At 28.4% G+C, this 11,895-nt stretch carries 10 protein-coding genes, 3 tRNA genes and 1 rRNA gene; 4 read left to right on the top strand and 10 right to left on the bottom strand.

Translation table 11 applies throughout. The features are described 5' to 3' along the window. The first annotated feature begins 3 nt into the window (after positions 1 to 3). The gene (locus G4A98_01265) at positions 4 to 294 is read left to right on the top strand and encodes an RnfH family protein (GenBank protein QIQ41841.1); all 291 of its coding nucleotides are present in this window, start codon (positions 4 to 6) and stop codon (positions 292 to 294) included. Positions 295 to 369: 75 nt separating this feature from the next. On the opposite strand, the gene grpE is transcribed toward G4A98_01265, so the two are convergent. From grpE to dnaQ, 5 genes are all read right to left on the bottom strand, one after another. Continuing rightward, positions 370 to 939, bottom strand: coding sequence for a nucleotide exchange factor GrpE (gene grpE, locus G4A98_01260; GenBank protein ID QIQ41840.1), 570 nt, complete (start codon positions 937 to 939; stop codon positions 370 to 372). A 111-nt stretch (positions 940 to 1,050) separates the two neighbouring features. Then, complete coding sequence (gpt, locus tag G4A98_01255; protein QIQ41839.1) at positions 1,051 to 1,527, bottom strand: xanthine phosphoribosyltransferase; 477 nt, start codon at positions 1,525 to 1,527, stop codon at positions 1,051 to 1,053. A gap of 90 nt (positions 1,528 to 1,617) precedes the next feature. Next, the gene (gene lpcA / locus G4A98_01250) at positions 1,618 to 2,199 is read right to left on the bottom strand and encodes a D-sedoheptulose 7-phosphate isomerase (protein QIQ41838.1); all 582 of its coding nucleotides are present in this window, start codon (positions 2,197 to 2,199) and stop codon (positions 1,618 to 1,620) included. An 82-nt stretch (positions 2,200 to 2,281) separates the two neighbouring features. After that, positions 2,282 to 2,355: transfer RNA gene (locus G4A98_01245), tRNA-Asp, on the bottom strand. Positions 2,356 to 2,426: 71 nt separating this feature from the next. After that, entirely contained in the window at positions 2,427 to 3,143 is a 717-nt protein-coding gene (gene dnaQ, locus G4A98_01240) for a DNA polymerase III subunit epsilon (protein ID QIQ41837.1), read from the bottom strand. A gap of 53 nt (positions 3,144 to 3,196) precedes the next feature. Between dnaQ and rnhA the strand changes: the two genes are divergently transcribed. Beyond that, positions 3,197 to 3,664: a ribonuclease HI gene (gene rnhA / locus G4A98_01235; GenBank protein ID QIQ41836.1), complete on the top strand. Its 468-nt coding sequence runs from the start codon at positions 3,197 to 3,199 to the stop codon at positions 3,662 to 3,664. Positions 3,665 to 3,712: 48 nt separating this feature from the next. Beyond that, on the top strand, positions 3,713 to 4,468 hold the full coding sequence (gene gloB, locus G4A98_01230; protein QIQ41835.1) for a hydroxyacylglutathione hydrolase: 756 nt from the start codon (positions 3,713 to 3,715) through the stop codon (positions 4,466 to 4,468). Here the strand turns inward: gloB and G4A98_01225 are convergent. The 3 genes from G4A98_01225 to G4A98_01215 all read right to left on the bottom strand — a co-directional run bounded on the left by G4A98_01225 (position 4,460) and on the right by G4A98_01215 (position 6,222). Beyond that, positions 4,460 to 4,532 (bottom strand) — tRNA-Ala (locus G4A98_01225). The two genes, gloB and G4A98_01225, sit on opposite strands and share 9 nt — an antisense overlap. Positions 4,533 to 4,545: 13 nt before the next feature. Beyond that, a tRNA-Ile gene (locus G4A98_01220) sits at positions 4,546 to 4,622 on the bottom strand. 54 nt (positions 4,623 to 4,676) lie between these two features. Next, positions 4,677 to 6,222: ribosomal RNA gene (locus tag G4A98_01215) — 16S ribosomal RNA — on the bottom strand. Between the two features lie 380 nt (positions 6,223 to 6,602). On the opposite strand from G4A98_01215, the gene argS reads away from it, so the two are divergent. Beyond that, on the top strand, positions 6,603 to 8,327 hold the full coding sequence (argS, locus tag G4A98_01210) for an arginine--tRNA ligase (GenBank protein QIQ41834.1): 1,725 nt from the start codon (positions 6,603 to 6,605) through the stop codon (positions 8,325 to 8,327). Positions 8,328 to 8,457: 130 nt separating this feature from the next. Here the strand turns inward: argS and flhA are convergent, their stop codons facing one another. Both flhA and flhB read right to left on the bottom strand, forming a co-directional pair. Next, positions 8,458 to 10,545, bottom strand: coding sequence for a flagellar biosynthesis protein FlhA (gene flhA / locus G4A98_01205; GenBank protein QIQ41833.1), 2,088 nt, complete (start codon positions 10,543 to 10,545; stop codon positions 8,458 to 8,460). Continuing rightward, the gene (gene flhB, locus G4A98_01200) at positions 10,538 to 11,689 is read right to left on the bottom strand and encodes a flagellar type III secretion system protein FlhB (GenBank protein QIQ41832.1); all 1,152 of its coding nucleotides are present in this window, start codon (positions 11,687 to 11,689) and stop codon (positions 10,538 to 10,540) included. Before flhB ends, flhA begins: the two co-directional genes overlap by 8 nt. Between the last annotated feature and the right edge of the window lie 206 nt (positions 11,690 to 11,895).

Raw genomic sequence — 11,895 nt, 5'->3', positions numbered from 1 at the left:
AAAATGAATATTATTCAAGTAACAGTTGTTTATGCTTTACCAAAAATTCAATATATTTATAAAGTTAATGCTCCATTAGGATCTACTGTAAAAGATATTATCTTGATATCAAATTTATTAAATTTAATAAAAAATTTTTCATTATATAATAATCGTATAGGAATATATAATAAAGTAGTACATTTAAAATCAAAAGTCAAAGATGGAGATAGAATTGAAATTTATAGAAATTTAATAATAGATCCAAAAGAATGGAGAAGAAAAAACATTTTTTTATCAAAAAAAATATACTAATTTTTTAAAAAAAATTTAGATTTAATAACAGTAAAAAATTCAACAATATTATTAAATCTAAAAGATACAATATTTTTATGTTTTTTTCTTTGAAACTATAACCATAGCAGGACGTAATAAACGAGATTCATGAAGAATGTAACCAGGTTGCATAACTGTAACTATTTGATTAGATTCGATTTCATTGGTATACTGCACTGACATAGCTTGATGGACATCTGGATTAAATGATACATTTATATCATCTATCTTTTTAATATTAAATAATATAAAAGCTTTCTTTAATAAATTACAAATAAATTTTAACTTATTTAAAACTTCCATATAATTCTCTTTTGATTTGCTTGTTTCGGTTAAGTTTAATGCACGTTCAATATTATCTACAACAGGAAGAAAATCTATAATTAATTTTTCTAAAGAAAATTTTATAGTTTTTTCAACTTCTTTATTTAATCTATTATAGACTGATATAATTTCTTTTTCAGTCATAGTTTCTATTTCGATTATTTTTTCTTTAGATTCTTTTAATTGCATTTCTAAAAATTTGATTAAATTTTTTTTTATTAGAGTATCACTTTCATATTTTTCATCATTGATTTTTAGATCATCATTGTTTTCTATTTTTTTTTCTTCTTTGTTTAGCATAAAAACATCCTTTTTAGTATGTATTTATTTTGAAAAATTTTTAATTTTATTTATTTCAAATTTTTATATAAAAAATTTCGTAGGAAAAACAATATGATTGTTTGAGATGTTTTATTTGATTTTATATTTTTGAATAAGAGGAGGAATATAAGAAATTGACATATCCCATGGTTGCTCGATCCATACATTCTGGGGAACGTCTATAATATAATCATCAACTAATAGACGACCCATTGGTTTCGCAAAAATAGTTACAAAATATGCTTTTGGATATAAATTTCGAATAATTTTTGCAGTGCCACCAGTATCTACTAGATCATCTATTACAATAATTTGTTCTCCATCACCTTCTGCTTTTTTAATGATTTTTCTATTTTTATTTAAGCAATCATAATTATAACTTTCAATACATATAGTATCGACGCATCGAACGCCCAATTCTCTTGCTAGTAAAGCTGATGGAACAAGACCACCCCGGCTTACAGCAATGATTCCATTCCAGGAATATATTTTTTTAAGTAATCGATTAGCTAGTTTTCTAGTGTGAATTTGAAGCATATCCCAGGTAACAATGTATTTCTCACTCATAAAAAAAAATTCCAAAACTATAAAATAGTATTTATTAGAAAGTGGAAATAACTTGAATTATTATAGGATTTTAATGTGATGAAAAAAAAATTATTTCTTTTGCATTTCTTTTTCAATAATTAATATTAATATATGAATAATTTTAATATGTATTTCTTGTATTCGATCTGAATATCCATGATAAGGAATACAAATTTCTATATCAGATAATTTTTTAATTTTACCTCCATTGTTTCCTGTTAAAACAATTACCTTCATTTGTTTTTTCTTTGCTTCTTCTATGGCTTTTATTATATTTATAGAATTTCCGGAAGTGGAAATAGCTAATAGTACATCTCCTAAACATCCAACGCTTTCAATAAAACGTGAAAATACTTGATCATATCCAAAATCATTACCTACTGCAGAAATATAACTGCTATCAGAAATAGATATTGCAGGATATCCAGATCTTTTTTTTCTATATACACTAGTTAATTCTTCTGAAAAATGTAATGCATCGCAATGTGATCCTCCATTTCCACATGATATTACTTTTTTACCATTTTTAAATGATTGAGAAATTAAGATAGCTGAATTTTGAATATTTTGTATTTGATTATCGTCTTCTAGAAATTTTTTTAATATTTTTAATGCAGAATCAAGTTCAGAAACAATTATTTTTTTATACATGATTTTAAATTAGTAATATTTTAAAGGAAAAAAATTAAATATTTTATCTCAAATAATCAATTTATATATATTTATATTTTTTCGGTGCGGACGGGACTCGAACCCGCGACCCCCGGCGTGACAGGCCGGTATTCTAACCGACTGAACTACCGCACCTTGTTAGTATTTTTATATTGTACATATTTTAAAAAAATCAGTCAATGATCTTTTTTATATTTATTTAAGCATTAACACCATAAACATGTACTATTATCTTTCATATATTGTAAATATTTCTTATGTAAATCTATTTCTTTTAATGTAGGATATAGTATTCTTAAAGAAGAATTTGTTCTCTTAATTTTTTTTCTTAATTGTTTATGATTTTTTTTATAGTTAATTGCATTATCAGTAAACATAGACTCTTGACCACCAGTCATTAAAAGATATAATTTACCTAAAAGACAAGCGTCTATCATTGCACTATGTAGATTTCTATGAGATTTATTTATTTTATAACGTGCACATAAAGCATCTAATGTATTTTTTTTTCCAGGAAATAATGTCCGCGCTATTTTTAATGTATCAACAATAGCACAAATCGTATTAATATTTTTTATTTCTTCATCTAATATTTCTAATTCTTGATTTATAAAACCTAAATCAAATGAAGCGTTATGAATGACGACGATAGAATTTTTAATATAATTTAAAAACTGATTAGCAATATCTTTAAAAACAGGTTTACCTAATAAAAAATCATTAGTAATACCATGAACTTTTAATGCTCCAGATTCTATCAACCTGTTAGGTTGAATATAAACATGAAAATTATTGCCTGTAAAATGACGTCCAATAATTTCTACAGCTCCAATTTCTATAATTCTATGATTTATATGGGGGAGACTAGTTTGATTTATACCTGTTGTTTCAGTATCTAATATAATTACTCTTTGTTTATTCATAATGTTTTTAAATCATATAAATATAATTAAAATGATTCTGGATAACTATCACTATGTTAAAAATGGTTAAAATGTTTACGGATGGATCTTGTTTGGGAAATCCTGGTGCAGGAGGATACAGTGTAATACTACGTTATAAAACACATGAAAAAATATTAACTTCTGGATTTCATTTGACTACTAATAACAGAATGGAATTAATGGCTGTCATATCAGGATTAGAGTTTCTTAATCAATCATGCTTTGTTGAAATTACAACAGATAGTTTATATGTAAAAAAAGGAATTGTTGATTGGATGCCTATATGGAAAAAAAAAAAATGGAAAACCAATAAAAAAAAACTTGTAAAAAATATAGATTTATGGCTACGTATTAATACAGTTCTAAAAAAACATTATGTAAATTGGTTTTGGATTAAAGCTCATATTGGTCACTTAGAAAATGACAGATGTGATATAATAGCACGTCAATCTGCTAAAAATCCTTCATTCAAAGATATTTACTATGAAAATAATAAATAATGAATAATGAAAATAATTCTTTCATAAAAAATGTAATAATAACAAACTATGATTTTAAAAAAAATACCTATATTGCTTGATAACTATGTTTGGATTCTATATGATATTCGCGGTTTTTGCATCATTATAGATCCTGGTTTATCTAAACCTATAATACAAGAAATAAAGAAAAAAAAATGGTTTCCCGTAGCTATTTTATTAACTCATGATCATATTGATCATACAGGAGGAGTGAAGAAAATTATTGAATATTTTCCCAAAATAACTGTTTTTGGACCTAATGAAACAAGACGACATGGTGTTGATAAAATTGTAACTGAAGGAGATAAACTTTTAATTTTAGATAAAACCTTTTATGTTTTTTTTACTCCTGGACATACCCAAGGTCATGTTGCTTATTATAGTAATCCATATATTTTTTGTGGAGATACTCTTTTTTCAGGAGGTTGTGGACGTGTTTATAATAATAAATATTTAGAGATGTACAATTCTATAAAAATTATTTCTTCTCTTCCAGACAATACTCTTTTATGTTGTTCTCATGAATATACTTTATCAAATTTAAAATTTTCTATGTTTTTTTTACCTAATGACAACTTCATTAAGTTATATTTTGAACAAATTAAAATACACTTAAAACTTGGAAGATCTAGTTTACCTTCTTCTATTTTTTTTGAAAAAAGAATTAATTTATTTTTGAGAACGAATGAAGATCGCATCAAAAAAGCTATGAGATTAAAGAGCAGTTGTACTGCTTTTGAAGTATTTGTTAGATTGAGGTTAAAGAAAGATTGTTGGAGCTAAGCGGGATTGAACCGCTGACCTCCTGCGTGCAAGGCAGGCGCTCTCCCAGCTGAGCTATAGCCCCAGATGATTTTTTATGGTAGGCCTGAGTGGAATTGAACCACCGACCTCACCCTTATCAGGGGTGCGCTCTAACCATCTGAGCTACAAGCCTTCTAATTTTTTATTAGATAATTTGTGTGGGCACTTTCAAAAAAGTATATATTTTTAAGGAGGTGATCCAACCGCAGGTTCCCCTACGGTTACCTTGTTACGACTTCACCCCAGTCATGAATCACAAAGTGGTAAGCGCCTTCCTTTTAAGGGGTTAGGATACCTGCTTCTTTTGCAACCCACTCCCATGGTGTGACGGGCGGTGTGTACAAGGCCCGGGAACGTATTCACCGTGGCATTCTGATCCACGATTACTAGCGATTCCGACTTCGTGGAGTCGAGTTGCAGACTCCAGTCCGGACTACGATTTACTTTATGAGGTTTGCTTGTCTTTACAGATTTGCTTCTCTTTGTATAAACCATTGTAGCACGTGTGTAGCCCTGGTCGTAAGGGCCATGATGACTTGACGTCGTCCCCACCTTCCTCCGGTTTATAACCGGCAGTCTCCTCTGAGTTCCCGGCCGAACCGCTGGCAACAGAGAATAAGGGTTGCGCTCGTTGCGGGACTTAACCCAACATTTCACAACACGAGCTGACGACAGCCATGCAGCACCTGTCTCATAGTTCCCGAAGGCACTTTTTTATTTCTAAAAAATTCTATGGATGTCAAGACCAGGTAAGGTTTTTCGCGTTGCATCGAATTAAACCACATGCTCCACCGCTTGTGCGGGCCCCCGTCAATTCATTTGAGTTTTAGCCTTGCGGCCGTACTCCCCAGGCGGTCGACTTAATGCGTTAGCTTCGGAAGTCACTTCTCTTGGAAACAACCTCCAAGTCGACATCGTTTACGGCATGGACTACCAGGGTATCTAATCCTGTTTGCTCCCCACGCTTTCGCGCCTCAGTGTCAGTATTCGTTTAGGAGGCCGCTTTCGCCACGGGTATTCCTCCAGATATCTACGCATTTCACCGCTACACCTAGAATTCTACCTCCCTCTACGATACTCTAGTTTTTCAGTTTCAAATGCAGTTCCTAGGTTGAGCCTAGGGATTTCACACCTGACTTAAAAAACCACCTACGCGCTCTTTACGCCCAGTAATTCTGATTAACGCTTGCACCCTCCGTATTACCGCGGCTGCTGGCACGGAGTTAGCCGGTGCTTCTTCTGCGGGTAACGTCACAAAATAAAATTATTAGTTTTATTTTTTTCCTCCCCGCTGAAAGTACTTTACAACCCTAAGGCCTTCTTCATACACGCGGCATAGCTGCATCAGGCTTTCGCCCATTGTGCAATATTCCCCACTGCTGCCTCCCGTAGGAGTCTGGACCGTGTCTCAGTTCCAGTGTGGCTGGTTATCCTCTCAGACCAGCTAGAGATCGTTGCCTTGGTAGGCTATTACTCTACCAACAAGCTAATCTCGTCTGGGTTCATCCAAAAGCATGAGGCCAAAAAGGTCCCCCACTTTGGTTTTTCAACATTATGCGGTATTAGCTACCATTTCTAGTAGTTATCCCCCTCTTTTGGGCAGATCCCCAGATATTACTCACCCGTTTGCCGCTTGCCGACAAGAGAGCAAGCTCTCTTTCGCTGCCGCTCGACTTGCATGTGTTAGGCTTGCCGCCAGCGTTCAATCTGAGCCATGATCAAACTCTTCAATTGAAAAATCTTTTTCTAAAGAAATAAATCTTTAGAATATTTTTAAATAACAAAAAATAAAATTTTGTACTTAATTGTCTGTGCCCACACAGATTATCTAATATATTTTTAAAGAGCGTTGTTTATGTTTGAAACTTTAGATTAAGAGATTACATTTTTTTTAATCTGTTGTCAACCTTTTTATAAAAAATTTTTAGTTTTTATTCTTGTTTTTACAAAAAAATAATTTTTCTATTTCTTGATATAAAAAATAGTGAAAAATGATATTGAATAAAAAATTATAATTTACTTTTATATAAAGTATCATAAAATATATATTTTTGTTAGTCTTTTAAAGATAATTAAACTTTTAATATTACGTAGTATAACGAAGGATTTTATAATGAATTTAAAAAATATCATAAAACAAGATATTAAAAATGTTTTAATTAACATTAGCAAGATGAATTATGATCCTATTATAATATTAAACAAAAAAACAAAATTAGGTCATTATCAACTCAATAATTTAATAAAAATCGCTAATATATTAAATTTAAAGCCATATGAACTATCTAAAATAATAATATTTAATATTAAAAAAAAATATATGTATAAAGAAGTAACATTTTCTGAACCAGGTTTTATTAATATTTTTATTAATCAACACTGGCTCTCTGAACAATTAGAAAAAATTTTTATTTCATCTCGTCTTGGTATTAATCGTTCTGAATCGAAAAATATTGTAATAGATTATTCTTCTCCAAATATTGCCAAGGAAATGCATATTGGACATTTACGTTCAACAATTATTGGAGATGTTATAGCAAGAATCTTAGATTTCTTAGGACATAACGTAATTAGAGCAAATCATATCGGTGATTGTGGAACACAATTTGGCATGTTAATTGCATATTTAGAAGATAAAAAAATAAAATATTACAATTTATCTCTTATGCAATTAGAAGAATTTTATTGTAAAGCAAAAAAAAAATATGACATTGATCAATTATTCGCAGAAAAATCTAGAGAATACGTAGTAAAGTTACAAAATAGAGACAAATATTGTCACTCTATTTGGAAAAAATTAGTATCTATTACAATGTCAGAAAATTATAGAATATATAAAAGACTAAATGTCACTTTAAAAGAAAGTCATACTATGGGAGAAAGTGTATACAATAAAATGCTTCCTGATATTATTCACGATCTTATAAATAAAAAAATAGCAATTAAAAAAAACGGCTCTATAATTGTTTTTTTAAAAGAATTCAAGAATAGATTAGGAGAATCTATGGGTGTTGTCATTCAAAAAAAAGACAAAGCATTTTTATATTCTAGTACTGATATTGCTTGTTTTAAATATAGATATCAAGTATTACATGCTAATCGTATTATTTATTATACTGATGCTCGTCAACATCAGCATTTAATGCAAGCATGGACTATTGCTAAAAAAGCTAAATATATATCTCAAGATCTACTGTTAGAACATCATACATTTGGAATGATGTTATCAAAAAATAAGCGTCCATTTAAAACTCGTGATGGTAATACCATAAAACTTTCTGCACTTCTTAATGAAGCTACAGAAAGAGCGATATCTTTGATTAAAAACAAAAAACCTAATTTATCTAAAAAAAAACTAACCCAATTAGCTAATATAATAGGTATTAGCGCAGTAAAATATTCAGATTTATCTAAAAATAGAAATACAAATTATATATTTGATTGGGACGAAATGCTAAATTTTGAAGGCAATACAGCGCCCTATATTCAATATGCTTATACAAGAATCATTTCCATTTTAAATAAATCTATTATCCCTATAAAGAAATTAAAAGAAAAAATAATTCTAACAAAAGAAAGCGAAATTAATTTAGCCATTAAAATATTAGAATTTGAAGAAATTATCCTACTCATTTCTCAAAAGGGAACACCTCATATCTTATGTAAATATCTTTATCAGCTTGCAACAAGTTTTTCTAATTTTTATGAAAATTGTTCTATACTTTTTTCTAAAAAAATAAAAATTTGTAAAAGTAGGATTAAATTATCTATTTTAACAGCTAAAACGTTGAAAAAAGGACTTAATATGCTTGGTATCAAAACAGTTAAGAAAATGTAAAATATAATTTATTATTATTATTATTAATTTTAAAAAATTAGCAAGGTGAGGAAATAATATAGTACGAAAAAATACTACTTACTACCACACCAGCCTATATTAAAATACGGATAAAATAATTTTATTTATATTAAGAACCAATGATATTAGTCATTTTTATTTTTTTTATATCTATAATCTCAAATTGAGATAAAACAGTTAATTCTGGAAAACTTTGACGTAAAAATCGAGATAAAAAATATCTAATAGGATGACTGACTAATAACACAAGAGGAGAACCTATTGATAATTGTTTTTTAATAGCTTCTTTTGTTTTTATTAATAAACTTTCAGACAAAGTAGGCTCTAGAGTATTAGTTCCTGATTGTAAACTATTTAATAACAATTGTTCTAAATTTGATTCTAATCCTATTATTTCGATAATGCTATTATGACCAAATAATTTTTGCATTAAAACTTTTTTTAAGGAAATACGCACAATACTAGTTAATTCATTTGGATCTTTTTGAGTATCTGCACATTCTGACAACGTTTCTAAAATAGTTCTCATATCACGTATTGGAACATGTTCTAACAATAAATTTTTCAGAACTTTATGAAGAACTGTTAAATTAATTACATTTGGAATTAAATCCTCAGTTAATTTAGGCATTTCTATGCTAACACGTTCTAATAATTGTTGGGTTTCTTGACGACCAAATAATTCATCAATATGATTAGTAATCAAAAAATTTAAATGCGTGGAAATTACGACACTAGATTCTATAACAGAATAACCTTTTTTTTGAGCAGTATTTTTAAATTCTTCATCAATCCAATAACCAGATAAACCAAAAGTAGGTTCATAGATTTTTTCAAAAGGCAAGGGTTCGATTGCTCTTCCTGAATGAATAGCCATAAAACGTTCATAAAAGCATTTTCCTTGACCTACTTCTACTCCTTTAATAAAAATACGATAAATATTTCCTGATAAATTCATATTATTTTTTACACGTATTAATGGAGGCAAAAATCCAATTTCTTGAGCTATTTTTTTACGAACTACACGAATTCTATCTAATAAATCACCTTTTTGATTGACATCAGTCATAGGTGTTAATTTATAACCTATTTCTATTCTAATCGGATCTTCTAATTCAACATCGTTCCAAGATGCTTCTGAAATAGAATCATGTATTACTTTATATTTTTTATCAGAACTTAAAAAATTATTATCCAAGTCATATTTTTTTTCATATAACCACCAAGAAAGAATAAACAATAAAATTGTAAATACTAAAAATATAATATTTGGCATACCTGGAACTAAACCAAAAACACCTAATACTATTGCACTTAATAAAATAACTTGAGGATTATAAAATAATTGACTAACCATTTGTTCTCCAACATTTTGATTGCTACTAACACGCGTTACAATAACACCTGCCGCAGTAGAAATAACTAAAGCTGGAATTTGTGCTACTAAACCATCTCCAATAGTTAATAATGTATAGACTTCTACAGCTTTATTTAACAACATATGATGTTGTATCAGACCAATAATTAAACCTCCAACAATATTAATTATCATGATTAAAATTCCAGCAATTGCATCTCCTCGTACAAACTTGCTAGCACCATCCATAGAACCGTAAAAATCAGCTTCTTGTGTTATATTTATACGACGTTTTTTAGCTTTTTCTTCACCAATTAAACCTGCATTTAAATCTGCATCAATTGCCATTTGTTTTCCTGGCATAGCATCTAATATAAATCGTGCACCAACTTCTGCAATTCTACTAGCACCTTTTGTAATCACAATAAAATTAATAATAACTAAAATTACAAATACAACTATCCCGATAGCAAAATTTCCACCAACTAAAAAATGACCAAATGATTCAATAACTCTTCCTGCTGAATCAGTTCCAGTATGACCTCTTAAAAAAATAATACGTGTAGAAGCTACGTTTAATGCCAAACGTAATAGTGTAGAGAAGAGCAAAATTGTTGGAAAAGCAGTAAACTCTAAAGTATGACGAGTAAACATAGAAACAAGTAAAATAATTATTGATAAAGCAATATTAAAAGTAAAAAAAATATCCAAGACGAAGGGTGCTAATGGCAAAACCATCATTGATAAAATCATTAAAATAAGTACTGGACCAGCAAGTATTTGCCATTGCGTTGTTTTCAAACTTTTTACGATACGAAAAAAAGAAGATAAATTAATCATTAGGTTTCTGTTCTCCTGTAAAAGTTAATTCTGATGGAACTAATATATTTCTAGGTTTTTCAGGGAAAATTCCCCCTTCTTTTTTCCATTTTCGCACCTTCCAAACCCATGCTAAAACCTCTGCAACAGCTTTGTAAAGAGGACCAGGAATATATTGTCCTATTTCAGAATAACGGTATAATGAACGAGCTAATGATGGTGCAGAAATAATAGAGATATTATTTTTGATAGCTAAATTTTGTATTTTAATAGCTATTTCACCTATACCTTTAGCTATTACCTTAGGTGCATTCATTTTATTTACATCATATTTCAGTGCAACTGAATAATGTATAGGATTAGTTATCACTACATCGGCTTTAGGAATATCAGAAATCATTCTTCTACGCATAGCAGCTTTCATTTCTTGACGAATCCGTATTTTAATATTTGGATTTCCTTCTTTTTCTCTTAATTCATCTTTAATTTCTTGACGAGTCATTTTTAATTTTTTATAGTAGTTAAATTGTTGCCAAATAACATCAAAAAACACGATAGGAACTAGTCCTAGTATGACTAAAAAACAACAAACAGCAATTATATTACATCCACCTAATAATGAAGATATGTAATTCTTATTATTCAAAAATAATATTTTAGAAAAAGAAACCCATAAATACCAAAAAGATATACCGCTAACTATAAATAATTTTAATATAATTTTTAACAACTCTATTATTATTTGAAAAGAAAATATTCTTTTGAAACCCTCAAGAGGATTTAATTTTATAAAATTGAATTTTAATGATTTAAAATTCAATTTAATACCACTAAACAATATAGGAGGTATCGTGCTTACAATTAACAAAGATATTAAAAATGGAAAAAAAACAAATAATATATTTTTTAAATATAAAAATATATTTAATAAAATATTATTTTGATTTAGAAGATCAATTTTATCAAAACAAAAACTATTCGACATCACTGTAGTCAAATTAAAAATAATTAAATCTCTATACCACCATAAATTTATAAATCCAACTAATAAAATTAATAAAGAATTAAGTTCTCTAGAATATTTTGTTTGTCCTTTTTTTCGAAATTTTCTAATACGATGCTCGGTGGGATTTTCTGTCTTTTCTTCATTCATATTCTGATTCATTATAAATATTTTTAACCACTATTTTTATACGTAAAAAGTTCATTAAACCTCTGTATTTAAAAAAAAACAAGCTAATTTTATTTATGATATAAATAGATCATATCTATTTTTTTCAAAATCAATATAATATATATTTATATTTAATCTTCAAATGTATATAATGTTTTAAATTCATATTACAATTATCTATGTTTTTAATTTTAAAA

Source organism: Buchnera aphidicola (Microlophium carnosum) (genome assembly GCA_011752475.1).
Lineage (GTDB): Bacteria > Pseudomonadota > Gammaproteobacteria > Enterobacterales > Enterobacteriaceae > Buchnera > Buchnera aphidicola_BG.
This window is presented reverse-complemented; position numbering and strand designations above follow the sequence as displayed.